Source organism: Nocardiopsis algeriensis (genome assembly GCF_014203695.1).
In the GTDB taxonomy this organism is placed as follows: Bacteria; Actinomycetota; Actinomycetes; order Streptosporangiales; family Streptosporangiaceae; genus Nocardiopsis; species Nocardiopsis algeriensis.
The window spans coordinates 437,573-462,454 of record NZ_JACHJO010000002.1 but is presented as its reverse complement, the minus strand read 5'-3'; the positions used below and the strand labels follow the sequence as shown (position 1 = coordinate 462,454).

Genomic DNA, 24,882 nt, shown 5'->3' with positions numbered 1-24,882 from the left:
CTACCGGCCGCTCACAAGACCCTCGCGGCCTCGTGCGCGGCCCTCTCCTGGAGCCCTTCGAGAGCGGGCAGCAGCCAGTCGTCCACCGCGGCCATGCGCGCGCCGCTCTCCTCCTGGCGGTCGTGCAGGTAGCGGGTGGCGAGGTCGATCAGGTACAGGGCCATCACGGTGGACACCGTGTCCGGGTGCACCCCCAGGTCGGCCATGAGCGGATCGCGCAGCAGGCGCGCACCGCTCTCCAGCCACCGGTGCACCCCCGGGTGGACCCCGTCCTGCACGCACTCGTTGAGGTCGTAGTGCAGGGCGTCGAACCCCGCGGGGGCGTCCAGGGAGAGCCTCTCCCAGTCCCACACGAATGCCCTCCGTGCCGTTCCCGCGATGTTCCACCTGGTCAGGTCGCCGTGCCAGGCGCCGAAGGCCAGGTGCACGTCCGGGAGCCGGTGCAGTGCCTCGGCCAGCGGAGCCGCCTCCGGACGCGCTCCCAGGGCGTCGATGCGCTTTTCCAGGGACCTCCGGTAGGGGCTGTCGGACAGCCGCCGCTCGCGCACCTCGACCAGGCCCGCGATACGGCTGACGCAGCGCAGCAGCTGCCGCCGGGTGGGCCGGTCGGTCTGGCTGCCCACCGGCAGCGGTTCCTGCACCAGCAGAGGCCGGCCGTTCCACTCTCCCTCGTACAGGAGCCGCGGAACGGTGACGTCGGCCAGGCGGGCGTCGGCGAGCACGCGCAGAGCCTCCGCCTCCGCGCGCACCAGGCGCGAGGTCAGTTCGTTGACGGCGACCTTGGCGTACCCGATCGTCCGGCCGCCGGGGGTGAGCAGGAGCAGGACGGGCTTGCGGTTGGCCCGGGGCGGACCGAGGTGGACGGCGACGGCCAGTTCGCGGTCGAGCGCGGCGGCGAGCGCGTGCTCGATCCCCGGTCCCTCGCCCACGTACAGCCGGTCACGCAGCAGCAGGGGCGCGATCCCGGTGGCGAACGCCCCCGTCAGGAGCAGGGCGCGGAGGCGCTCGCGCAGGGAGTGCCTCTGGGAGAAGGCGGAGATGCCGCGCACGGCCGCCGAGCGGTTGTGGGCGGGCAGGAGCAGCCGCGGGCCGCGCGCGTTCGGGACGGGCAGGTACTGCTCTCCCCTCCGGATCCGCGGGCGCATGCTCCCGTCACCCGGGCCGAGGAGACCCCCGCACGGCCACAGCACCGCCGCGAGGTCGGTCAGGAAGGTCGTCTCGCTGGTCACCGGCGGCCCCCGGGGATGTGGTCGGCGCGCGACGGCTCCCCCTCCCGCCACAGCACCGCGACGGCCACCACGGTCACGGCCAGCGGGGACATCAGCGCGACGTAGAAGAACATGTACCAGAACAGCAGCAGCACGCACAGGAGGGCGCCCAGACCCACCGGGGACGACACCCGCCGGTAGCGCCACGCCACCGACGCGAAGAACGCGAGGAACAGCGCGGTGCCTCCCCAGCCGTGGGCCACGAGGAGCGTCCACAGCTGCCCGGCGTTGCCGATGACGTGCCGGCCGCAGGCGGGGCACTCGGCCGTGGGGCCGACCGCGATCGAGTCCGCGCTCCCCGGGGCCTCCCGGGTGGTGCCCCAGCCGATCACGGGGGACAGGTCGGCCGCGGCCACCGCCGCGGAGTTGGAGGCCGAGCGCCCGCCGTCGCTGTGCGGAGAGGAGAACCGGTCGGCCACCATGCCGGCCAGAGGGGAGAGGGCCAGGACGAGGAGGGCGAGCAGCGCGACGGCGGAGCAGGCGGCCACCAGGGCGATGCGTCCGCCCCGCAGCAGTACCGCGCCGCCGTACAGGAGGGAGAGGACCAGGCCCGCCCACAGCGCCCGGTTGAGCGAGTACACGGCCGGGAGCACGGAGAGCGCGGCGACAGCCGGGGCGCCCCAGCGCACCAGGGGAGACGAGCCGTGCGTCCGCCAGGCCACCACGAGCCACACCAACAGCAGAGAAAGCATGTAGCCCCAGACGTTGGTGTACTCCCACGGGGCCTTGGGGCGGGCGTAGTCGTCTCCGAAGATGTCCATGACCTGGGCGGACGCCGGATGGATCAGGTCCTGCACGTAGCTGTCGGAGACCAGCGGCTCGGGCAGCAGGTACTCCAGGGGCGCCCGGAACTCGAAGTGCGGTGCGAGCATGCCCAGGTAGCCGCCCGCGACCGTGGCCAGGCACAGCAGCGACAGCGCCCCCGCCACGGCGCGCGGAGATAGCCCGCGCGCGTTGCCGACGTAGAGCAGCAGGACGGTGAGCACCAGGTAGTCGGCCACCCGTACCAGGGCGCCGCCCCAGCCCCCGCTGTCGGGAACGGTCCCCGGCGTCTCCAGCGGGACCGCGGCCAGGCCGACCACGGCCCACACCAGGAAGAGGGCCCACAGCCAGAACCCCGGAGGGACGCGCAGGCCCTCGGCCCGATGGCGGCGCACCAGCTCAGCGGCCATCGGCACGGCGAACAGCCAGTACGCGAACCGGCCGAGGCCGAGGGCCCACCACAGCGGGTATCCCGCCAGCAGCCACACCAGAAGCCTGTCCGCCGGCGCGGTGCCGCCGGCGGACAGGGAGGCCCCGGTCGGCCCGGCGCCGCGTTCCCGGGCACGGGAGACGGGGGCGGCCATCAGCTCCGTGTCCCGGCCGTGTCGGCGGGGATGACGACCTCGGTCTCCTCGGTCTCCTCGGTCTCCTCGGGCTCCCCGGTCTCCTCGTCGCCGGGCTCCTCCTGCCGGGGAGAGCTCCCCGGCAGGTCCTCGACCACCGTCTCCGGCGCGGGACCGGGCAGCGGCTGGAGCGGTAGCACGACCGCCCCGGCGACCTCCGCGCCCAGGCGGGACACGGACGCCACCAGCTCCGCGACGTCGGAGCGGCGGGTGCGGCCCGCCTCGACCACCGGAACGACCAGGTCGGCGGAGGGCGCCACGGCGTGGACGTCGGCGCTCTCACTCATCGGCGCGACGAGGACGATCACGCAGTCGGCGCCTCCGCGCAGCAGGTCCAGCAGTTCGGCCGTGCCCGAGCCCTGTACGGGGGCGGACACCCCGGGACGCCCGTACCGCAGGACGCGCAGGCGGGGCGCGACGTCCGGGCGCACCTCCAGGGCCGCGGGGTCCTCGCCCTCCATCAGGGCCTCGGCCAGACCGGGGCCCTCGGGCAGCCCGAGCAGTTCCCCGACGGTGTCCGTACGCGGGTCGGCGCACACCAGCAGCGTCTCGGAGCCGGTGCGGGCCGTCGCGGCGGCGAGGTTCACCGCGGCGGCGGCGCCCGCGCGCCCCGGCGTGGTGGCCGCGACGACCACCACCCGGCCCCCCGGGCCGCGGTCCCGCGCGCCGAGCCGGACGCGCAGCAGGTGGGCCAGGGCGTTGACCCGCTGACCGTCCGGTCCGCCCTCGCCGAGCAGGCCGGGGAAGCGCTTCCTCCCGCGCCTGCCGGGGCGTGAGAGGTCGAGGAGGACGGGCAGGCCGCCGACGCGCCCGGTGCCCCCGGCCCCGAGCAGCCGCGGATCGAGCCGGTCCCGGACGACGGCCAGCAGCAGTCCCGCGAGCAGGCCCAGTACCGCGCCCCCGGCGGCCCACAGAACGGGCCTGGGGCTCCCGGGCTCCTCCGGAAGAGTGGCGGGGGTGAGCACGCGGCCCGGTTCGACGGTCTCGCGCAGGGCACGCAGCGGGCCGGTGCCGCCGCCGAGCGCGGCGATCTCCTGGCGCAGCGCCTCTGTTCGCGCGGTGTCCCCCGAGGTGCCCGGGGGCTGCCCCGGTGCCTGACCCGGGACCTGCTCCGGAGCCGGGCCCGCCACCTCGTCCAGCTCCGCGTAGAGAGCCTCCTTCTCCTCGCGCAGCGCCTCCAGCTGCCTCTCGACGAGGGCGTCGAGGCGGGCTCCCCGCAGCTCCAGGTAGGCGTCGGCATAGGCGGCCGCGCCCCGGCGGGCCTCCTCCGGGTCGCCTGCCGAGAAGTGGATCTCCAGGACGCTGCTGTTGGGCGGCACGGTCACCTCGATGCTCTCGGCGAGTTCGGCGGGGTCGGGCGCGCCCTCCGGGCCGAGCCGTTCCGCGACGGCGTCCGCGACCTGGGCGGACCCGACCACCTGGGCCTCGGTGTCGAGGTTGACCTCACCCGCGAGGCGCCCTGAGCGCTCGCCGGTGAACTCGGCCATGCCGCTGGGCAGGACCTGTACCGCGGTGACGGAGGTGTAGGTCTCGGGAACGGCGAGCACCCCGCCGACGGACAGGAGCAGACCGCCGAGCACACCCGCGCAGACCAGGTGCCCGCGGCGGCGCAGCAGAGCGGTGTATTCCCCGAGTTCCGTCCCCGGCAGCGAGGGGGCGTCGGCGTCCATCGAGTCCTCTCCACACAACATGCGACACTTTTAGTAAACGATTGAACACTAAGTGTAGTCGCTTGGGTGGTGTCTGACACCTGGCGAAACAGCCGTGTGCGGCTCCGGACACGAAAAAGGGCGGCGGGAGCACCCCGCCGCCCCGGAAGGGCGCCCGTCAGCTGCCGACGGCCCAGGTGGGAACCGCGGTCCCCTCCAGCCATGCCTCGTCACAGGCCTTCTGGCTGGTCACGGTGTGCGCGAGAGCCGAGCAGTCCCGGTACTCCAGCAGCTGCTCCTGGAAGACCATGACCACGGCGAGCATGGCGACGGACACCACGAGGCCCGCCACCCCCACCGCCATGCTCATCAGGGCGAGCGGGGCCTCGGAGCGGTTCTGACGCGCGGCGCGCCGGGCCCGCGCCCCCTGCACCAGCCCGAACGCGGACAGCACGACCCCGTAGGGAGGCAGCAGCAGTCCGGCGAGCCCGAGGAAGAGGCCCCACAGGCCTCCTCGTTCGATGCGGGGAGGTTCCTCCTGGGAACGCGGGTCCGGGTGGTTGTCGGTCAAGGTTCACTCCTTCGGGGGCGCCCTCCCGGGCGCCGAGGTGCGCTGTTCCTGGACGGAGCGCGCCCGCTGTCACAAATCTCGGGGCCGGGTCGGGTCCCCGGGGGCCGACCCCCGGCTGCCGACGCCCGACTCCCCGTGGGGTCGACGCTACCCGGCCCGATAAGGTGGTGACGCGGACGGGTCGACAGACCCCGTGCCTGGCGTCTGTACCAGGTGCACGCGAAATCCGGATGCTGCGCCGTCCCCCGGTGCCCCCGGAGCGGGAGGAGGACTCCCGCACTGTTCTCTAACGCATGGGAGAAGCATTGTCCGCGCGAGTGGTGGTCCTCATATCGGGCACGGGCAGCAACATGGCCGCCCTCCTGGAGGCGGCCCGAGACCCTGCCTACGGGGTCCGCGTCGCCGCCGTCGGCGCAGACCGCAGAGGAACCCGCGGCATCGAGCTGGCCGAGGCCGCCGGTGTACCGACCTTCGTCGTACCCTTCCGCGACTACACCGACCGCTCCACGTGGAACGCGGACCTGGCCGAGCGTATTTCCGAGTACGCGCCCGACCTCGTCGTCTCCGCGGGGTTCATGCGCATCCTCGGCCCCGAGGTCGTCGGCAAGTACCCCGCGGTGAACATCCACCCCGCGCTCCTCCCCTCCTTCCCCGGCGCGCACGCGGTACGCGACGCGCTCGCCCACGGTGTCCGCATCACCGGCACCACCATCCACTTCCTCGACGAGGGCGTCGACTCCGGGCCGGTCATCGCCCAGACGGCGGTCCCCGTCGAGGACGACGACGACGAGTCCAGCCTCCACGAGCGCATCAAGGCCGTGGAGCGCCAGATGCTGGTCGACAACGTCGGCCGCCTCTGCCGCGAGGGCTGGACCATCGACGGCAGGCACGTGCGGTTCGGCCGCACGGCGCGAAGCGTCGCGGATGCGACCGACCCGAAGGAGAACCGGTGACACAGCAGGCCATCAGGCGTGCGCTGATCAGCGTGTACGACAAGACCGGCCTCGACGACCTGGGCAGGGGACTGGCCGAGGCCGGGGTGGAGATCGTCTCCACCGGCTCCACCGCCTCGCGGCTGCGTGACGCGGGCGTCCCCGTCACCCCCGTGGAGGACGTCACCGGCTTCCCCGAGATCATGGAGGGCCGGGTCAAGACCCTGCACCCGTCCGTGCACGCCGGCCTCCTCGCCGACCAGAACAACCCCGAGCACACCGCCCGGATCCAGGAACTGGGCATCGCCCCCTTCGACCTGGTCGTGGTCAACCTCTACCCCTTCGGAGACACCGTCGCCTCCGGCGCCTCCGAGGCCGACTGCATCGAGAAGATCGACATCGGCGGCCCCGCCATGGTGCGCGCCTCCGCCAAGAACCACTCCAGCGTCGCGGTCGTCGTCGACCCGGCCGCCTACGGCTCGGTCCTGGAGGCCGTGCGCGCCGGCGGCTTCGACCTGGCCGAGCGCAAGCGCCTGGCCGCCCTCGCCTTCCGCCACACCGCGGGCTACGACGCCGCGGTCGCCGAGTGGTTCGCCGGCACCTACGCCCCCGACGAGACCGCGGCAGAGACCGCCTGGCCCGACTTCCGCGCCGCCGTCCACACCCGCAAGGACGTCCTGCGCTACGGCGAGAACCCGCACCAGCGGGCCGCCCTGTACACCGTCGACGGCGCCGCCCCGCACGGCCTGGCCGGGGCCGAGCAGCTGCACGGCAAGGCCATGTCGTACAACAACTACGTCGACGCCGACGCCGCCCTGCGCGCCGCCTCCGACTTCGACGAGCCGTGCGTGGCGATCATCAAGCACGCCAACCCGTGCGGCATCGCCGTGGGCGCCGACAACGCCGAGGCCCACCGCAAGGCCCACGCCTGCGACCCCGTGTCGGCCTTCGGCGGTGTGATCGCCACCAACCGCCCCGTGGGTGCCGAGCTCGCCGGACAGATCGCCGAGATCTTCACCGAGGTCGTCGTCGCCCCGGGCTTCGCCCCCGAGGCCGTCGAGATCCTCACCCGCAAGAAGAACATCCGCCTCCTCGTGGTGAAGGACGCGCCCTCCGCCGCACGCGTGGAGACCCGCCAGATCAGCGGCGGCCTGCTCGTCCAGTCGGTCGACCTCGTCGACGCCGAGGGCGACGACCCCGCCAACTGGACCCTGGCCACCGGTGAGCCCGCCGACAAGGCGGTCCTGGCCGACCTGGCCTTCGCCTGGCGGGCGGTGCGCGCCGTCAAGTCCAACGCCATCCTGCTCGCCTCCGGCGGCGCCACGGTGGGCGTGGGCATGGGCCAGGTCAACCGCGTCGACTCCGCCCGCCTGGCGGTCACGCGCGCGGGCGGGCGAGTGGACGGATCCGTGGCCGCCAGCGACGCCTTCTTCCCCTTCCCCGACGGCCTGGAGATCCTCACCGAGGCCGGCGTACGGGCGGTCGTCCAGCCGGGCGGTTCCGTGCGCGACGAGGAGGTCGTCGCCGCGGCCGAGGCCGCCGGCGTGACCATGTACCTCACCGGCACCCGCCACTTCTTCCACTGAGTCCCAAGACGGACGAGGAGCAAAGCATGAGCGCGACCGTTCTCGACGGCAAGGCCGTCGCCGGGTCCATCCGCGAGGAGCTCGCCGGGCGGGTGGCCCGGCTCAAGGAGCGGGGGATCACCCCCGGCCTGGGCACCGTGCTGGTGGGCGACGACCCCGGCAGCCACTCCTACGTGCGCGGGAAGCACCGCGACTGCGCCCAGGTGGGCATCGCCAGCATCCGCCGCGACCTGCCCCAGGACGCCACCCAGGAGGACGTGGAGCAGGCCGTCCGCGAGCTGAACGAGGACCCGGCCTGCACCGGCTACATCGTGCAGCTGCCGCTGCCCCGCGGCCTGGACGAGAACCGGGTCCTCGGCCTGATCGACCCGGCCAAGGACGCCGACGGCCTCCAGCCCTCCAACCTGGGCAAGCTGGTGCTGATGCAGGAGGCTCCGCTGCCGTGCACCCCGCGCGGCATCGTGGAGCTGCTCTCCCGCTACGACGTCCCCCTCAAGGGCGCCGAGGTGGTCGTGGTCGGGCGCGGTGTCACCGTGGGCCGCCCGCTGGGCCTGCTGCTGACCCGCCGCTCGGAGAACGCCACCGTCACGCTGTGCCACACCGGCACCCGGGACCTGGCCGAGCACACCCGGCGCGCCGACATCGTCATCGCGGGCGCGGGTGTGCCCGGGCTGATCACCAAGGACATGGTCCGCCCCGGCGCGGCCGTCCTGGACGTCGGTGTCTCGCGCACCGACGCCGGACTGGTCGGCGACGTCGCCCCCGACGTCGCCGAGGTCGCCGGCTTCCTGTCGCCCAACCCGGGCGGCGTGGGCCCGATGACCCGCGCGATGCTGCTGGTCAACGTGGTGGAGGCCGCCGAACGCCAGTAGGGCTGTGCTTGCCTTGGGGCCTCCGCTTCGCTTCGGCCCCGGTTCGGGCGCCTTGGGGGCGGGGTTCTTCGTCGCTGCGCTCACATCCTCGTGCCTCGGATGTTCGCTCCACTCCTGCAGAACCCCGCCGGCGCCCTCACTGTGTTTGCTTTGGGGCCTCCGCTTCGCTTCGGCCCACCCGTCGCCCGCCACCACCCTCAACGGACGGCCTACGGCCGAAGCCCCCTTGTTCGGGCGCCCCTCAAGGCGGGGTTCTTCGTCGCTGCGCTCACTGTGCTTGCTTTGGGGCCTCCGCTTCGCTTCGGCCCCTGCTCGGGCGCCTTTGGGGCGGGGTTCTTCGTCGCTGCGCTCACATCCTCGTTCCTCGGATGTTCGCTCCGCTCCTGCAGAACCCCGCCGGCGCCCTCACGGCACACCCCCTGGGGCTCGGCTGTGATTGCGGGTGACCGGCGCTTCGCTCCACTCCTGCAGAACCCCGCCGGCGCCCCTGTACCCCTTTGGGCTTCCGCTTCGCTTCAGCCCGGTTCGGGCGCCTTTCGGGCGGGGTTCTTCGTCGCTGCGCTCACGCCCTCGTTCCTCGGGCGTTCGCTCTGCTCCTGCAGAACCCCGCCGGCGCCCTCACAGGCGGGGTCAGCTGGCTCGGCGGGTGGCGGCGCCGGCGGGCATGGGGCGCACCAGCCCCAGGGCGACGACCTCGTTGGCCAGGCGGGTGCGCCTGTTCTGGCCCTCGGGGATGCGGAACTTCTGGTACAGGCGCAGGAGGTGCTGCTTGACCGCGGCCTCGGTGACCACGAGGACCCCCGCGATGTCGCGGGCCGTGGCCGGGGCCACGAAGGCCTCCTCCGACAGGGCGGGGCGGCACAGGGCGTTGAGCACGTCCAGCTCCCGGCGGGTGAGCTCGGGGGCGGTGCCGCGGCGCAGGTCGGCGTCGGGGCTGATCTGCTCGCGGGGCAGGCCTCCGATCCGGCAGCGGGCGCTGCCGAAACTGATCACGTCGCCCTCCTCCAGGACCCGGCGGGCGATGGGGCGGCCGTTGACCCTGGTGCCGTTGCGCGACAGCCCGAGGTCGACCACGTAGACGTAGGGGCCCCGGCGGACCAGTTCGGCGTGCAGCAGCGAGACGCTCGTGTCCGAGAGGCGGATGTCGGTCCCCGCCCCGCGGCCGACGGTGGTGACCTCGCCGGTCAGCTGACAGATCTCTCCGCTCTCCTCGACCCGGAGATAGGGCCCGTCCACGGTGACTCCTCCCGGACTGGGGTGGCGCTGCCGGTGGCTGTGGGGGCGCCGGTGGGAGAGGGACTGCTGGCGGGGGACGGGAGTTGGTTCTGCGCGTTGAGTGGGCTTCATCAGGGGGTGGTCCTCGCTCACCGGTGCACTCACATCTCCAGTCGGGCTACCCGGCTGCCGTGCGTTCTACGCGCTTACTCCGGAGACAGACGGACAAGTCGCGCAAATACGCCTCTGTAGCCCTGGCGGAAGGTGGTAACGGTCACCCGGCCCCTCCGAGCGGAGCCGGGCCGTTTCCGTGACTGGTGGGAGCCGGCGGGGCGCCGCGCAGCGGGGCGGGCATCCGCGGAACACACCCTAGACTGGCGCTCGATACCGAACAGGCAGGGACGCGGTGGACAGTCTGGAGCTGACGGAGTTGGCGGACACGGGCGAGCAGGAGGCGGACGCTCAGGGGGAGCCGGCCGAGGAGCGCGCGGAGCCCGCCTGGCTGGCACAGGTGCCCTACGCGCTCGTGCTCTCCGCGCTGGCGGCGGGGATCGTCGTCGTGGCAGCGGCCTACTTCAAGCGGGGACCGGCGATCATCGCGGGTGCCCTGCTCCTGGCCGCGGCGTTCCGGGCCTTCCTGCCCGAGCAGTGGGTCGGCATGCTCGCGGTCCGGCGCCGCTGGGTCGATCTGGTGACCCTGGTCGGCCTCGCCGTGCTCCTCATCGCCCTGGCATGGGTGGCGCCGCAGCTGTCGGGATAGCCGTCTAATAAGCTTGACATCGAGATACCGCGACACCGACAAGCCACCGTCTCCCCGGAGAGCACGGAGACCGGGCGGGATCAGGGTATTGCCGAGCGCGCGGGAAACGGCTCCGGCCACGAGCCGGAGGCCGCCACCGCCGCACGAGGCGGTGGCGGAGACTTGAAGGGACAGCCACACAGCCATGGCCAAGATCAAGGTCGAGAACCCCGTAGTAGAGCTCGACGGCGACGAGATGACCCGGATCATCTGGTCCTTCATCAAGGACCGTCTGATCCTCCCCTACCTCGACATCGACCTGAAGTACTACGACCTGGGCATCGAGGAGCGCGACCGCACCGATGACCAGATCACGGTCGACGCTGCCAACGCCATCAAGGAGCACGGGGTCGGCGTCAAGTGCGCCACCATCACCCCGGACGAGGCCCGGGTCGAGGAGTTCGGCCTGAAGAAGATGTGGCGCTCGCCCAACGGCACCATCCGCAACATCCTCGGCGGCGTGGTCTTCCGCGAGCCCATCATCTGCTCCAACGTGCCCCGCCTGGTGCCCGGCTGGACCAAGCCGATCATCATCGGCCGCCACGCCCACGGCGACCAGTACAAGGCCACCGACTTCAAGGTTCCCGGCCCCGGCACGGTCACCATGACCTACACCCCGGAGGACGGCAGCGAGCCGATCGAGTTCGAGGTCGCCAACTTCCCCGAGGCCGGCGGCGTGGCCATGGGGATGTACAACTTCCGCAAGTCCATCGAGGACTTCGCGCGCGCCAGCCTCAACTACGGCCTGGACCGCAACTACCCGGTCTACATGTCGACCAAGAACACGATCCTCAAGGCCTACGACGGCATGTTCAAGGACGTGTTCCAGGAGGTCTTCGAGACGGAGTTCAAGGACAAGTTCGCCGCCGCCGGGCTCACCTACGAGCACCGCCTCATCGACGACATGGTCGCCGCGTCCCTCAAGTGGGAGGGCGGCTACGTCTGGGCCTGCAAGAACTACGACGGCGACGTCCAGTCCGACACCGTCGCCCAGGGCTTCGGCTCGCTGGGCCTGATGACCTCCGTGCTGCGCACCGCCGACGGCCGCACCGTGGAGGCCGAGGCCGCCCACGGCACCGTGACCCGCCACTACCGCCAGCACCAGCAGGGCAAGCCGACCTCCACCAACCCGATCGCCTCCATCTTCGCGTGGACCCGCGGTCTGGAGCACCGGGCCAAGCTGGACAACACGCCCAAGCTCCAGGAGTTCGCCACCACCCTCGAGGACGTCGTCATCAAGACCGTCGAGGGCGGCCAGATGACCAAGGACCTCGCCCTGCTCGTCGGCGGCGACCAGGAGTGGCTGACCACCGAGCAGTTCCTCGCGGCTCTGGACGAGAACCTGTCCAAGCGCCTCGCCTGACCGTTTCCCGGGGCGCTCTGAGCCGGCGCCCCGAGTGAGACCTTCGCCACGTCCGGTCACCCTCCGTAGGGAGAGTGGCCGGACGTCGGCATGTGGAGGCGGAACGGGTCAGAAGGGCCGGAAACACCCCCTGGGGGGCGCTCGCGGACACGGCGGCAGAAGATTTTCTCGGGGAGTTTTCCGTGTTCGGTGCACATGGAGGCCCTGCTGGTGGGAAGATGGCGGAGCCGGATCACCGCCGTGGCGCGTCGGTGCGACATAGGCCACGTGACCTCGATTCGCGCCTTCCACGAACTTTGACTTACAGTGGAGTCACGCCGGTGAGAACCGGCAGGCCAGAGCAGGTTTGCAGCCGCTCTGCCACATGAGCCGACGTGCCGTCGGTGCGCCCGCTGGGGGGTAGGCGCGCACAGTACGGAACGTCACCAAGGAGGGCCCGTCGCTTCGGCGACGGGCCCTCCGCTCTTTGTGCGGCCTCCTGCGGCCGGAGTCACTCCTGGAAGGCGCTCTCGGGGATCGGCTCGCCCTCGCGCATCGCCGCGAACATCTCCTCCGACCGGACCTCGTCCCAGACCACCACGGAGCCCACCCCGTCCAGGGTCGGCGTGCTCCCCACCGGGATCGCGGTGGTCTGCGTTCCGCCGCGCATCGCCAGCAGCAGGGTGCCCAGGTGGCGCAGCTTGTCGCCCTCGTCGACGGTGAAGGTGTCGGTGCCGGCCAGCACGAGCGGGACCGATTTGAACGGGTTGTACAGCGTCGACGGCTCACCGGCGCTCCGCACCAGCGCGGAGAAGAACTCCCGCTGCCGGGCGATGCGGTCCAGGTCGGCGCGCGGCGAGTTGCGGGTGCGCACGTAGCCCAGTGCGGTGCCGCCGTCCATCGTCTGGCAGCCGGCCTCGATGTCCAGCCCCGCCTTCGGGTCCTCCATCGGCTCCTCGGGGCACAGCTCCACGCCGCCGATGGCGTCCACGATGCCCACGAACCCGCCCATACCGATCTCGACGTAGTGGTCCACGCGCACACCGGAGGCCCGCTCGAAGGTCTCCACCAGCGGCGCGGGGCCGCCGCAGACCTCATCGCCCTCGTCGCCGGTGCCGCACACCGCGTCGGCGTAGGCGGCGTTGATCTTGTTCTGGCCCCATCCGGGGACGGCCAGTTCCACGTAGGAGTCCCGGGGCACACTGACGATGGTGGGCTCGCCGTCGCCGTCGGGGACGTAGAGCAGCATGATCGTGTCGGTGCGGCGCCCCTCGGCATAACCGGTCGCCAGCTCCCGCATCTCCTCCTCGTCCAGCCCGTCGCGGCTGTCGGACCCGACGATCATGTACACGGTGCCGGGCTGGCGGTCGGGACGGCCCTCGTGGTCCGTGATGGCCTCCACCCGCGCCAGGCGCGAGTTCGACCAGAGGTAGAACCAGGTGGGGAGCGCCACGACCGCGGCCAGGAACACGCACAGAACGATCAGGGCGGTCCGCCCGGTGGTACGGGCGAGTTTCTGCCGCGTCCTGCGTGCCCGCGTCCTGCGGCCGCTGCCGTCGTACTCGCGCCCCGAGTAGTGGGTCCGGCGCTCCCGGCGCGTACGGGGCGGCACCTCCTCCGCCGGAGGCAGGCGCCGCGTCTCCCCGAGGACCTTCTGCTCGGACTCCCGGGGCCGGTACAGCTTCTCGAACGCGTCGGGCTTGTCGGGGTCGCCCGCGCGCCGGAACACGCCCTGCCTGTCGTGCTCACCGCTCGGGGAGGAGTCGCCCCGGTTCCGTCGGTCTGCCATTGCATCGCCCATCCGCTCAGCGCGTGAAGTGCTTCGTCGCCGCCAACACCCTGTTGGATCGCAGAAAGCGTAGCGAGGTTCGCCCGAGCGGAACCGGAGTGTCCCCTTTTCCGAGGAGAAGGGCGGAAGAGACACCGCCTCGCGGCCGCGCGGACCGTCAGCGCAGGCGGTGCGCCCCGGCCGAGGGAACGGCGGCGCGTACACGCGGCGGTGTCCGGTCGCGGGCGGTGAACTCCCTGACCAGGGCCTCGCGGACCCGGTCCACCCGTTCCCGCGCGGCCAGGGCGAGGGCGGTCCCGGCCCAGCCGGACAGGCGGACGCCGCGGGCCCCCGCGCGGGAGGCGGCCTCGACGGCGACCTCCACCTCCGGCAGTGGCAGTCCGGTGCGGCGCAGGGACAGGTGGGACGCCGACAGCACCGGACCGACATCGCCGAAGCGCTCGGCGCGCAGCAGCCCCACCGCGGCGTTGAGCCGGTGCACCTCCGTCACCGCGAACTCCACCCGGCGGCGCGCTCCCGGTGCCGGGATCTGGCGCAGGGCCCCCGGCAGGTCGCGCACCGACCGCAGGGGCCCCAGGGTCTCCTGTGCGCGCTCCAGCTCCGAGGTGTGCCGCGGGCGCGGGTCCCGCCTGGGCAGGGCGCCGGTGTCCACCACGAGCAGGCACAGGCCGTCGGCGGCCGGGTCGAACGGCAGGACCGTGGTCCCCCACGTCCGCAGGTTCACCCGGACGGCGCAGCCCGGCCGGGCTGCCAGAGCCACCCGCTGGTCGACGGTGTCCCCCTCCGGGGGCGGGCCCCCGGCCATGTCGGCCAGCGCGAGGGAGACGGCCGCCCCCACGGCGCCCGTGAAACCCAGGGAGGCGTGTTCGGGAAGATCGGACCCCAGCACCACGCGCAGCCCCTGGTCGGCCCCCAGAGCGCCTCTGCGGCGCGCGGCGGCCACGGCCGCGGCGACCGCGCGCGCCGCCGGGACCCGGGAGCGGAGGGGGCCCCGCACCGTCGCCACGTCCACCTCCGGGCCGGGGGCCGGGCCGACCGCGGCCGTCACGCCCCAGGGCAGGGCCGCGTACAGCCCGGCGCCGCCCGAGGCCGCGGTGTGCTCGCCCATGAGCGCCAACCGCCCGGGCGCGTGCCAGACCCCTGCGGGGGAGCTGCCGTGGCGGGCGGCGAAGCGCTCCGACAGGGTGCCGGGGTCCGGTGCCTCCGCCGGCCACTCCCCCCGGGGCCCCGCCGACCGAACCCCCAGCACAGCACGCACCCGTGCTCCCGCGCCCCCCACGCCACCGTCCCCTTCCGGTCCGTCCGTCCCTCCAGTCTGCCCGTGCCCCTGAGCGCCCTGTGTGCGCCCTGGCCACTCGGCGGCCTTCCGGGCCGGAGGGCACGGAGGAAGGGGGCGAGTGGCTGATGCGCCGTGGTGCCAACCGTGAGGCGTGAAAGGAGAAGGCCGTCCCGAAAAGGTTCCAGAAGGTCTGGTTATCCCGTATGTACGCGCTGTCAGGAGGGTAGTCCTCCCGTGTCCCGGTTGACCGGGAACGTCGGTGCGCCGACCGAGCCATGGCCGGCAAACACCCCTCGGAGGGTAGATGGGAACCGCATTCAAGTCGTCCGAACGAGCGACGATCGGCGTGGAGTGGGAGCTCCAGCTCGTCGACCGCCGCAGCCGTCGCCTGAAGCAGGAGGCGCAGAAGCTTCTCTCCGAACTTCCCGAGCTCAGCGACCAGGACGCGCCGCCGCTGCGCCACGAGCTCATGCAGTCCCAGGTGGAGGTCGTCACCGGGATCTGCGACACCGTCGGCGAGGCCAAGGCCGATCTCGCCCGCAGCATCGACCGCATGCGCGACGTCCTCGCCCCCTGGGGGACCACGCTCACCTGCTCGGGCACCCATCCGCTGGACAGCTGGCGGGACCAGGAGCTCAGCCCCGGGGTGCGCTACCGCGAACTGGTCGACCAGATGCAGTGGATCGCCCGGCGCATCCTCACCTTCGGGGTGCACGTCCACGTCGGTGTGCGCAACAGGGACAAGGCCATCCCCATCGTCAACGCGCTCACGCAGTACCTCCCGCACTTCCTTGCCCTGACCGCGTCCAGCCCGTACTGGGGCGGGGAGGACACCGGGCTGGCCTCGGCGAGGTCGGTGGTCTTCGGGTCCCTGCCCACCGCGGGGCCGCCGCCGCACCTGCGTGACTGGGCGGCTTTCGAGGAATACCTCGAAACCCTCCTCCGTGCGGGTACCATCGCCTCTATCAAGGAAGTGTGGTGGGACATCCGGCCGCACCCGGACTTCGGAACCATCGAGATCCGGATGTTCGACGGGATTCCCACCCTGCGCGAGGTGGGAATGGCCGCCGCGCTCTCCCAGAGCCTGGTGGAGCTGTTCGATCACCAGCTCGACCGCGGGTACGGACTGCCCAGCCCGCCGTCCTGGGTGGTGAGGGACAACAAGTGGCGCGCCACCCGCTACGGGCTCGACGCGAGTGTCATCACGGACGCGCGCGGAACCACCGTTCCGATCCGTGACGACCTCCGGGAGTTGGTCCGCGAGCTCACGCCGGTCGCGACCCGCCTGGGCTGTGCCGAGGACCTGGACCTGGTCTCCGAGACCCTGGACAAGGGCGCGTCCTACGAGCGGCAGCGCGCGGTCGTCGCCGACGGCGGATCACTCGACGACGTCGTCGACATGCTGGTCGCCGAGCTCGACGCAGGCCCCGCCCGCGCAGGGGACGGCACCCGGAGCGGAGCCGGCCCGCGCTAGGACATGAGCGAAGCGAAAAGGGGACCCTCGCATGCAGGGACATGACCTGCCGGAACAGTTGACGGCTTTTCTGACGCGCCGTGAGCGGGACTTCATCGGCTTCCGCCGCGACCTGCACATGCACCCCGAACTCGCCTTCGCCGAGCACCGCACCACCGGCCGTATCGCCGCGTACCTGCGCGAGGCCGGTCTGACCCCCAAGGAGCTGCCGGCCGGCACCGGCCTGATCTGCGACATCGGCTCCGGGGGCGGCCCCACCGTCGCCCTGCGCGCAGACATCGACGCACTCCCCCTCACCGACGAGAAGGACGTCCCCTACCGCTCCACCGTCCCCGGGACGGCTCACGCCTGCGGGCACGACGTCCACACCGCGGTCCTGCTGGCCGCGGGGGTCTTCCTCGCCCAGCAGGACCGGGCCGGTGCCCTGCCCGGCAGGGTCCGGCTCATCTTCCAGCCTGCCGAGGAACTGCCCGGCGGCGCCGTGGAGGTCGTCAACTTCGGGGCGATGGACGGAGTGGACCGCGTCTTCGCCCTGCACTGCGACCCCCGCCTGACGGTCGGCCGGGTCGGCCTGCGCACCGGCGGCATCACCGCGGCCTGCGACCAGATCGCGGTGCGCCTGTCGGGCCCCGGAGGGCACACCGCGCGCCCCCACCTGACCGCCGACCTCGTCTACGCACTGGGCAAGGTCGTCACCGAGCTGCCTGCCGTGCTGTCGCGCCGGATCGATCCGCGGGCGGGCTTCTCCCTGGTCTGGGGCCGCATCAGCGCGGGCTCCGCACCCAACGTCATTCCGGACGACGCCGTGGCGGAGGGCACCATCCGCTGCCTGAACGACGAGGCCTGGCACGCCGCTCCCGACATCGTCAAGGGGCTGGTGGAGTCGGTCGCCTCCGACTACGGCGCCGAGGCCGAGGTCACCTACAAGCGCGGCGTCCCACCCACCATCAACGAGGAGACCAGCGTCGACATCATGCGCGAGGCGGTCGGCCTGGCGCTCGGTCCGGACGCGGCAGCGCCCACCCCGCAGAGCCTGGGCGGCGAGGACTTCGCCTGGTACCTGGAGCACGTTCCCGGCGCGCTGGCGCGCCTGGGCACCCACTCGCCGGACTGGGACGGGCCCATGCTGGACCTGCACCGCGGCACCTTCGACGTCGACGAGCGCGCGATCGGGGTGGGCACCAGGGTCATGGTGACCACCGCGCTCACCGCCCTGGACGCCGACGGCCGGGCCCGTACCCGGGAGGAGGCCGAGGAGCAGGCCCTCGCCTGAACCCCTCGGGCGGACCGCGCGGGGGCCGCGACCGGAGGCGTCTCCTGCCGGATGTGTGTCAACTCCGTGCTCGGATGGCGGGCCGGCGGGTTCCGGGTGGCATTCTGAGATACATGAAGCAGCCACTCACCTCTGAGCAGATCAGGCGGGCACCGAAGGTGCTCCTGCACGACCACCTGGACGGCGGGCTGCGCCCGGCCACCGTCGTGGAGCTGGCACGGGAGGCCGGCTACGAGGGACTGCCCACCTACGACGCGGAGGAACTGGGCCGCTGGTTCCGGGACGCCTCCGACTCCGGTTCGCTGGAACGCTACCTGGAGACCTTCGCGCACACCACGGCGGTCATGCAGACCCGCGACGCCCTGGTGCGCGTCGCCGCCGAGGCGGCCGAGGACCTGGCCGCCGACGGCGTGGTCTACGCCGAGCAGCGCTACGCCCCCGAACAGCACCTGGAGGGGGGCCTGACCCTGGAGGAGGTCGTCGAGGCCGTCCAGGAGGGCCTGGAGCTGGGGGAGAAGCGGGCCGCCGACGCGGGGCGCAGGATCCGCACGGGACAGCTGGTCACCGCCATGCGGCACGCCGCGCGCTCCTCGGAGATCGCGGAGCTGGCGGTCCGCTACCGGGACGCGGGCGTCGTCGGTTTCGACATCGCGGGCGCCGAGGCCGGCAACCCGCCCACCCGGCACCTGGACGCCTTCGAGTACCTGCGCCGGGAGAACTTCCACTTCACGATCCACGCCGGTGAGGCGTTCGGGCTCCCTTCCATCTGGGAGGCCCTCCAGTGGTGCGGCTGCGACCGGCTCGGCCACGGCGTGCGCATCATCGACGACATCGAGGTCGGCGAGGACGGGGTGCCGCGGCTGGGCCGCCTGGCCCAGTACGTGCGCGACAAGCGGGTGCCGCTGGAGATGTGCCCCAGCTCCAACGTGCAGACCGGTGCCGCGCTGTCGATCGCCGAGCACCCGATCGGGCAGCTGCGCGACCTGCGCTTCCGGGTGACGGTCAACACCGACAACCGCCTCCAGAGCGGTACCACCCTGTCGCAGGAGTTCGCCAAGCTCTCCGAGGCCTTCGGGTACGACTGGGACGACCTGCAGTGGTTCACGGTCAACGCCATGAAGTCGGCGTTCCTGCCCTTCGACGAGCGGCTGGCACTCATCAACGGCGTCATCAAGCCGGGGTTCGCCCAGCTCAAGTGGACGGCCGGCTGATGGCGACCGCGGAAGGAACCCCGACCGTCCACTACTCCCGGCGGTCCCGCCTGCTGGCGATCGCCTGGATCGCCGTCGCGGTCCTGCTCCTGATCGACCTCCTCCTGCGCGGTGAGGGGGCCCAGGTGGCGACCTACGGCTCCGTGCTGCTGGCGAGCGTCGCCCTGGTGTACCTGGTGTGGCTGCGGCCGCGCGTGGCGGTCACCGAGCGCGGGTTGCGGGTGGTCAACCCGCTGCGGGAGACGTTCGTCCCCTGGTCGGCCGTGCTGTGGGTCGACGTGGTCGACGTCCTGCGCGTGCACACGCCCGAGCGGATCGTGCGCTCCTGGCCGCTGCGCGAGACCAAGCGGCAGCGGGTCCGCGAGAACCTGCGCCGCGAGAGCGGCCTCGCGGACCCCGAGGACGACGTCGAGCCCGAGCAGATGCGGCCGGTGGAGCTGGCCGCCCACCAGCTGCGCCGGGACGCCGAGCGCCACAAGGCCCGCCCCCTCAGCGGTCCGGTCAAGGACGTCGGTGAGGCCGGGCCCGCGGCGCTCGGTGCGCAGGACCGGCCGCAGACGATGGTCCCCCTCGAGGTCATCGTCCTCCTCACCGCCGCCGTGGTGCTGCCGGCGGCGGCGTTCCTGCTGTTCTGAGAGGTGTCCCCGAAGCCGGACCCGGCCCTGGCCGGGTCCGGCCTTTTCCGTGTCCGGGCTTGACGGAGGATTCAGGTTCTGCTTAGGTAAGGCATGCCTAAGGAAAAGGTTCCGGGCGGGTCGGCTTCGCGCGGATGGCCCTCCGCCCGGACCCTTCTTCCGAGTGGCGCGCGGTTCAACTGAACAGAGTCAGGAAAGGTGCCCGGTCGCGAGTCCAACGGGATCTGCGGGGATCCCGCGCGTCAGGGCACCGAGGGGGCAGTTCTCCGGCCGTCCCGGCCGGTACCGTCCGTCCCAAGGCCTCGGGACGAACGCTCGCCACGCCGGTACCGGGCAGGTCGCCCGGAGACCGCCCCGGACGGTGTTCCGGCGGCCGCGCCGCGCGTACAGGGATCTGCGGGGATCCCGCGCGGTGCGCCCCGGACGGTCTCCACCTCTTCTGCACGGATGGCCCGAGGGGCCCGGTCCGATCTCGGCCGGGTCCCTCGGGCGTCCTTCCGTTCTCAGACCCGGGTGAGCACCTGCTTGAGCAGGTCCCCCAGGGGATGCGCCCGCCGGGTGACCACGTCCCTGGCGCGCTCGACCTCGGCGGGGTCGATCACCGCTCCCACCGCGTCGTTGCTGACGATCGCCAGCCCCAGCACCTCGGCGCCCGCCTCCGCGGCGGCGATGGCCTCCAGGGCGATCGAGCGCCCCACCACGTCCGCTCCCGCCTGGCGGAGCACCTGGAGCTCCGCGGGGGTCTGGAGCTGGGGACCCACGGTGCACACGTACACGCCTTCCGCCAGGGCGGGGGCCACCTCGCGCACGATGCCCCGGAGCCGGGGGCTGTAGGCCTTGCTCAGGTCGACGAACGACGGTCCGGCCAGGGGAGACCGCGAGGTCAGGTTGATGTGGTCGCGGAGCACCACCGGCTGGCCCGGTGCGATGTCCACCCGGAGGGACCCCGCGGACCCGGTCAGCACGGCCGTCCGCGCGCCCGCCGCCAGGCCGGTGCGCACCGCGTGGACCGCCTCCATCGCACTGCGGCCCTCGTAGAGGTGGACGCGCCCCATGAACACGACCACGCGTTTGTCGTCCACCCACATGCTGCGGACCTTCGAGGTGTGGCCCTCCGCGGTGGGCACGTGAAAGCCCGGCAGCTCGGCCATGTCGAACTCGATGTCGGGGGTGCCCAGCGTGTCCGCGGCGCCCGCCCACCCGGAGCCGAGCACCACCAGGGCGTCGAAGCTGTCGGCGCCGGTGCGGGCCAACAGCTCGTGCGCCGCGGCGGCAGCCAGCTCCTTCGCCTCCTCGGTCGTCCTCGGTGTCTGATGCTCTGTTTCGTTCACGAGTCGGATGCTACCTCTGTGTAGTCTGATAGTTCCGGAACGCAACGCAGGGCGGTCCGCCGAGGGGAATGCGGGGAAATCTCTGGTTCGCGGCGGCGCGGGAGGGTACGGGATGCGCGCAGTGGCCTCCGTCTCCCCGTCCGGGGCCTGCGGCAAGCAGCCGCTGCCGCTGCCGATCCGGCGAGCGGGATGGCCGACAATGGAGGTAAGCGAGAAAACAGGGTGCTGACCGTCGTGCCCAGACTTCCCCGATCGGGAAGCCGGGCGCAGGCCGGCCGCAGAGGAAGTGAGGCGAAGTGACGAAGGTCGTGATCATCGGAGGCGGTCCCGGAGGCTACGAGGCGGCACTGGTCGCCGTGCAGCTGGGTGCCGACGTGACCGTCGTCGACCGCGACGGGATCGGCGGTGCCTGTGTCCTCACCGACTGCGTACCCTCCAAGAGCCTCATCGCCACCTCCACCCGGGCCATCTACATGGGTGAGTCCGAGCGCCTGGGCATCCAGGTGGACGACCAGATGGACGGCAAGTCCTCCGTGCGGGTCGACCTGCCCACCGTCAACGCGCGTATCAAGCGCCTGGCCCGGGCGCAGTCCGACGACACCCGCGCCCGCCTGATCAAGGAGGGCGTCGAGATCATCGCCGGCGAGGCCCGGCTGGTGGATCCGAGCATCGTCGCCGTCGGCGACCAGCGGATCCGCGCCGACGTCGTCCTCGTGGCCACGGGAGCCCACCCCCGTGAGCTGCCCACCGCCCGCCCCGACGGGGAGCGCATCCTCACCTGGCGCCAGATCTACGACCTGGAAAAGCTTCCGGAGAAGCTCATCGTGGTCGGTTCGGGCGTCACCGGTGCCGAGTTCGCCGGCGCCTACCAGTCCCTGGGCTCCGACGTCACCCTCGTCTCCTCCCGCGAGCACGTCATGCCCACCCAGGACACCGACGCCGCGGCGCTCCTGCAGGAGGTCTTCGCCCGGCGCGGCATGACGGTGCTCAACCGCACCCGCGCCGAGTCCGTGGTGCGCACCGACGACGGCGTCCTGGTCACCCTCTCCGACGGGCGCACCGTCGAGGGAAGCCACTGCCTGATGACCGTCGGCATGATCCCGAACACCGACGGCCTGGGCCTGGAGGAGGCCGGCGTCCGGCTCGGCCGGGGCGGTTTCGTCGAGACCGACCGCGTCTCGCGCACCACCGTGCCGGGTGTGTACGCGGCGGGCGACTGCACGGGCGTGAACATGCTGGCCTCCGTGGCGGCCATGCAGGGGCGCATCGCCATGTGGCACGCCCTCGGCGAGGCGGTCACCCCGCTGAGGCTGTCCAGCGTCGCCTCCACCGTGTTCACCCACCCCGAGCTCGCCGCGGTCGGGGCCAGCGAGGAGGACGTACGCAGCGGCCGGGTCGACGGCCGGACGGTCACCCTTCCCCTCCCCACCAACCCGCGCGCCAAGATGAACGACGACCAGGAAGGCTTCGTCAAGCTCATCTGCCGCCAGCACACGGGCATCGTCCTGGGCGGGGTCATCGTCGCCCCGCGCGCCAGCGAGCTCATCCTCGCCGTGTCGGTGGCGGTGCAGCAGCGCCTGACCGTGGACGACCTGGCGCACACCTTCGCGGTCTACCCCTCGCTGTCGGGCAGCGTCACCGAGGCCGCCCGCTCCCTGATGCTGGCCACCCCCGAGTAGGAACCCGCGAGCAGTGGTCCGGGCCCGCCGCGCCTCCGGGACGCGGAGCGGGCCCTTTACCTTTTCTTGACTTCCGTCTGCGTACTGTCTTGCCGTGATCTGTCCCAAGTGCCAAAGCCCCATGCGTACCTTCGACCGCCAGGGTGTTCACATCGAGCGGTGCGACGGCTGCCAGGGAATCTTCCTGGACCGGGGCGAGCTGGAGCGTATCGTCGAGGCCGAGCAGCGGCACTACGGCGTCGCGCCTCCGCCCGTCCCGCCGGCGGCGCCCCCGGTCGCCCACCCGCAGCCCGGCGGCTATCCGCAGGGCTACCCGCAGCGCGGGTACGCCGACTCGCCCCGCGGATACCGGAACTACCCGGACTCGCCGCGCGGCTACCGCGACTCGCCGCGCCCCTACCGCCGCAAGAGCTTCCTCGAGCAGCTCTTCGACTGAGGCGCGACGACACACGTACTCCATGCACCCGCTGATCTGTACGCACTGCGGGGAGTGGGACGAGACCCCCGACACCACGGCGGGGGTCTCCGTGCTGCTCTGCCCCCACTGCGAGCGCACGCGCCCCTTCCTGCGCCTTCCCCTGTACTGCGTCTCGGGCCCCAGCGGCACGGGCAAGTCCACCATCGCCGGAATCCTGCTGGAGCGCCTCCGGGACCGCTTCGTGGTGCTCGAACAGGACCTTCTGTGGGTCGGCGGCCTGCGTGACCCGGCCGGGCACCACCGCCTGTTCCGCTCCACGTGGCTGCGCACCGCCGCGATGGTGCAGCAGAGCGGGCGCCCGGTAGTGCTGTGCGGGACCGTCGTCCCGCCCGAGTTCGAGCCCCTGCCCGAGCGCGCGCTCTTCTCCGACATCCACTACCTGGCGCTCACCTGCGACCCCGACGTCCTCGCCGACCGGCTGCGGGCCCGCCCCGCCTGGCGGGAGTGGGACGAGGAGCGGATCACCGAGACCCTGGAGTTCGCCTCCTGGATCGGCACCGAGGCAGACCGGCTCGACCCGCCGCTGACCCTCGTCGACACCACCCGCGCCGAACCGGCGGCCACCGCCGCCGCCGTGTGCCGGTGGATCGAGGACCTGCACGCCCGCTCCCCGGGCCCGTGACGGGCCGCGAGCGCGAAGGAGGCCCCGGGCACGTGCCCGGGGCCTCCCCCATGTCCTTGCCGGCGGATCAGAAGTCGAAGCCGCCGAAGTCGCCGCCGCCGAAGTCCCCTCCGCCGAAGTCGCCTCCGTCGAAGCCGCCGGCGTCGCCGGACATGTCCCCCGCACCGAGGCCCATGCCCATTCCCATTCCCATTCCCATCATGGACCCCATCATGGAGCCCATCATCATGCCGGTGAACATGCCCGCCATCATGTCCATGCCGAAGTAGCCGCCGGCGTAGGGCGCATAGGCCGGGCCCGCGTCGTAGTAGGGGCGGCGCTCTCCGCCGACCTCGACCAGGCGCACGTCGGGCTGTCCGCCGATGCGCACCGCCTGCGCGCAGTCCGCGCACGCGGTGACCGTCCGGGGAGCGCCGCCGGGCGGGGCCCAGGTCACGTCCGTCACCGACGGGCCGTGCTGCGGGTTGAAGAAGCAGGGGCCGCGCCGCTCGGGCACGGGCTCACCGCTCATGCGCGCCCGCGTGGCCGTCATGTAGTAGCGGCCGTCCTCCAGCGCGCTGGTGACCAGGCGCACCTCGTCGGGCTCCCGGATCGTGTCGAGCCGGCTCTTGGCCTGGTCGTAGGCGTCCATGGCCCGCGAGTAGTCGGCCCGGGTGGCGTCGTCGACCCGCGACAGGTCGATCTCCAGCCGGGCGACGTCCTCGCCCAGCCGGACGACGTCCTCCGTGGCCATCTGCCTGATCTCGGCCAGCTGCCGGGCCTTCTCCTCCTCGCGGCGCTTCTTGCCGCGGTAGGCGGACCAGACGACGAGCCCGCCGATCCCGAGCAGTACGGCGAGCAGGACCAGCCCCGTGGTCGCGCCTGCGGCCTCGGCGTCCTCCACCTGCTGGGCTGCGTCGGGCACCGCGACCAGGGTGTCGATCTGGTTGCCGCCGCCCTCCGCCATGGCGGTGTCGCGGATGGCCTCGGTGTCCTCGACGTCCGGCGACATCACACGGAAGGCCTGGTCACCGGCGAACACGCCGTAGAGGCCGTCGCCGACCTCGTCCATGACCGGGTCCATCAGGGCTTCGAGCGAGGCGTCCGAGCCCACTGCGCCCGTGGGCAGCAGCACGTAGTAGACGGGTGTGTCCGCCCCGGCCGCCGCGGCCTCCAGGGCGCTCTCCTCGCCGGCCGGGATGGTGGTGATGCCCGGGTCGATGAAGACGCCGTCGTCCTGCAGCTCGTCGACGACGACCTGGACCTCGGGTGGTTCGGGCGCGGTGTCGGCCGCGGCGGGCGCCGCCGCGGCGCCCAGCACCGCGGCCGCGATCCCCGCGGTCAGCACAGTGGGTGTTACCAAGCGGCGCATGTCGTTCCTCTCGCCTCCGTCACTGACAAGGACGAACAGCGGCCCCCGAGGGTTCCCTCTGTGCCCTTTCTCTCCCCGGGGCGGGCGCCGGCAACCCCGCCGGCGGGGTGTGGGTGCGAGAATCCGTGGAAAACACCGTGG

The 24,882-nt window shown here is 72.5% G+C and carries 21 protein-coding genes; 12 read left to right on the top strand and 9 right to left on the bottom strand.

Features of this window, described 5'->3' with window-relative positions; all coding sequences use genetic code 11:
- Positions 1-11 precede the first annotated feature (11 nt).
- The 4 genes from FHS13_RS04345 to FHS13_RS04330 form a co-directional block, all read right to left on the bottom strand.
- Positions 12-1,229, bottom strand: coding sequence for an aminoglycoside phosphotransferase family protein (locus tag FHS13_RS04345; RefSeq protein WP_184287781.1), 1,218 nt, complete (start codon positions 1,227-1,229; stop codon positions 12-14).
- Positions 1,226-2,614 carry a ligase gene (locus FHS13_RS04340; protein WP_246404398.1) on the bottom strand — a complete coding sequence of 463 codons (1,389 nt, stop codon included), beginning with the start codon at positions 2,612-2,614 and terminating at the stop codon, positions 1,226-1,228. Before FHS13_RS04340 ends, FHS13_RS04345 begins: the two co-directional genes overlap by 4 nt.
- Positions 2,614-4,344, bottom strand: coding sequence for a chain length determinant family protein (locus FHS13_RS04335; RefSeq protein WP_184287778.1), 1,731 nt, complete (start codon positions 4,342-4,344; stop codon positions 2,614-2,616). The genes FHS13_RS04340 and FHS13_RS04335 overlap by 1 nt, the downstream gene beginning before the upstream one ends.
- Before the next feature lie 136 nt (positions 4,345-4,480).
- Positions 4,481-4,873, bottom strand: coding sequence for a DUF4190 domain-containing protein (locus FHS13_RS04330; RefSeq protein WP_184287775.1), 393 nt, complete (start codon positions 4,871-4,873; stop codon positions 4,481-4,483).
- Positions 4,874-5,190: 317 nt separating this feature from the next.
- On the opposite strand from FHS13_RS04330, the gene purN reads away from it, so the two are divergent.
- The 3 genes from purN to FHS13_RS04315 are packed head-to-tail and all read left to right on the top strand — an operon-like array spanning position 5,191 to position 8,263.
- Positions 5,191-5,826: a phosphoribosylglycinamide formyltransferase gene (gene purN / locus FHS13_RS04325; protein ID WP_184288013.1), complete on the top strand. Its 636-nt coding sequence runs from the start codon at positions 5,191-5,193 to the stop codon at positions 5,824-5,826.
- Positions 5,823-7,391: a bifunctional phosphoribosylaminoimidazolecarboxamide formyltransferase/IMP cyclohydrolase gene (purH, locus tag FHS13_RS04320; RefSeq protein WP_184287773.1), complete on the top strand. Its 1,569-nt coding sequence runs from the start codon at positions 5,823-5,825 to the stop codon at positions 7,389-7,391. Before purN ends, purH begins: the two co-directional genes overlap by 4 nt.
- Before the next feature lie 26 nt (positions 7,392-7,417).
- On the top strand, positions 7,418-8,263 hold the full coding sequence (locus FHS13_RS04315) for a bifunctional methylenetetrahydrofolate dehydrogenase/methenyltetrahydrofolate cyclohydrolase (RefSeq protein ID WP_184287770.1): 846 nt from the start codon (positions 7,418-7,420) through the stop codon (positions 8,261-8,263).
- 630 nt (positions 8,264-8,893) lie between these two features.
- On the opposite strand, the gene FHS13_RS04310 is transcribed toward FHS13_RS04315, so the two are convergent.
- On the bottom strand, positions 8,894-9,499 hold the full coding sequence (locus tag FHS13_RS04310) for an FHA domain-containing protein (RefSeq protein WP_184287767.1): 606 nt from the start codon (positions 9,497-9,499) through the stop codon (positions 8,894-8,896).
- 409 nt (positions 9,500-9,908) lie between these two features.
- On the opposite strand from FHS13_RS04310, the gene FHS13_RS04305 reads away from it, so the two are divergent.
- Positions 9,909-10,238, top strand: a complete 330-nt coding sequence (locus FHS13_RS04305) for a DUF3017 domain-containing protein (protein ID WP_246404506.1) — start codon at positions 9,909-9,911, stop codon at positions 10,236-10,238.
- Between the two features lie 184 nt (positions 10,239-10,422).
- Entirely contained in the window at positions 10,423-11,640 is a 1,218-nt protein-coding gene (locus tag FHS13_RS04300; RefSeq protein ID WP_184287765.1) for an NADP-dependent isocitrate dehydrogenase, read from the top strand.
- 490 nt (positions 11,641-12,130) lie between these two features.
- Here the strand turns inward: FHS13_RS04300 and FHS13_RS04295 are convergent, their stop codons facing one another.
- Together FHS13_RS04295 and FHS13_RS04290 are read right to left on the bottom strand one after the other, a co-directional pair.
- Positions 12,131-13,408, bottom strand: a complete 1,278-nt coding sequence (locus FHS13_RS04295) for an LCP family protein (protein ID WP_184287762.1) — start codon at positions 13,406-13,408, stop codon at positions 12,131-12,133.
- A gap of 157 nt (positions 13,409-13,565) precedes the next feature.
- Complete coding sequence (locus FHS13_RS04290) at positions 13,566-14,687, bottom strand: galactokinase family protein (RefSeq protein WP_184287759.1); 1,122 nt, start codon at positions 14,685-14,687, stop codon at positions 13,566-13,568.
- A gap of 304 nt (positions 14,688-14,991) precedes the next feature.
- Between FHS13_RS04290 and FHS13_RS04285 the strand changes: the two genes are divergently transcribed.
- The 4 genes from FHS13_RS04285 (at position 14,992) to FHS13_RS04270 (ending at position 19,280) form a co-directional block, all read left to right on the top strand.
- Positions 14,992-16,161 carry a glutamate--cysteine ligase gene (locus FHS13_RS04285; RefSeq protein WP_184287756.1) on the top strand — a complete coding sequence of 390 codons (1,170 nt, stop codon included), beginning with the start codon at positions 14,992-14,994 and terminating at the stop codon, positions 16,159-16,161.
- A 31-nt stretch (positions 16,162-16,192) separates the two neighbouring features.
- Entirely contained in the window at positions 16,193-17,434 is a 1,242-nt protein-coding gene (locus FHS13_RS04280) for a M20 family metallopeptidase (RefSeq protein ID WP_184287753.1), read from the top strand.
- 113 nt (positions 17,435-17,547) lie between these two features.
- Positions 17,548-18,645 carry an adenosine deaminase gene (locus FHS13_RS04275; protein WP_184287750.1) on the top strand — a complete coding sequence of 366 codons (1,098 nt, stop codon included), beginning with the start codon at positions 17,548-17,550 and terminating at the stop codon, positions 18,643-18,645.
- A complete protein-coding gene (locus tag FHS13_RS04270; protein WP_184287745.1) occupies positions 18,645-19,280 on the top strand; it encodes a PH domain-containing protein in 636 nt (211 codons plus the stop codon). Before FHS13_RS04275 ends, FHS13_RS04270 begins: the two co-directional genes overlap by 1 nt.
- 503 nt (positions 19,281-19,783) lie before the next feature.
- Here FHS13_RS04270 and FHS13_RS04265 read toward each other — a convergent pair.
- A complete protein-coding gene (locus FHS13_RS04265) occupies positions 19,784-20,611 on the bottom strand; it encodes a purine-nucleoside phosphorylase (RefSeq protein WP_184287742.1) in 828 nt (275 codons plus the stop codon).
- Between the two features lie 296 nt (positions 20,612-20,907).
- Between FHS13_RS04265 and FHS13_RS04260 the strand changes: the two genes are divergently transcribed.
- From FHS13_RS04260 to FHS13_RS04250, 3 genes are all read left to right on the top strand, one after another.
- Positions 20,908-22,290, top strand: a complete 1,383-nt coding sequence (locus FHS13_RS04260; RefSeq protein ID WP_184287739.1) for an NAD(P)H-quinone dehydrogenase — start codon at positions 20,908-20,910, stop codon at positions 22,288-22,290.
- Positions 22,291-22,384: 94 nt separating this feature from the next.
- On the top strand, positions 22,385-22,726 hold the full coding sequence (locus tag FHS13_RS04255; protein WP_184287737.1) for a zf-TFIIB domain-containing protein: 342 nt from the start codon (positions 22,385-22,387) through the stop codon (positions 22,724-22,726).
- Between the two features lie 22 nt (positions 22,727-22,748).
- Positions 22,749-23,390, top strand: coding sequence for a P-loop nucleotide/nucleoside kinase family protein (locus tag FHS13_RS04250; RefSeq protein WP_184287735.1), 642 nt, complete (start codon positions 22,749-22,751; stop codon positions 23,388-23,390).
- Between the two features lie 67 nt (positions 23,391-23,457).
- Here the strand turns inward: FHS13_RS04250 and FHS13_RS04245 are convergent, their stop codons facing one another.
- Entirely contained in the window at positions 23,458-24,717 is a 1,260-nt protein-coding gene (locus tag FHS13_RS04245) for a chemotaxis protein CheA (RefSeq protein ID WP_184288008.1), read from the bottom strand.
- Between the last annotated feature and the right edge of the window lie 165 nt (positions 24,718-24,882).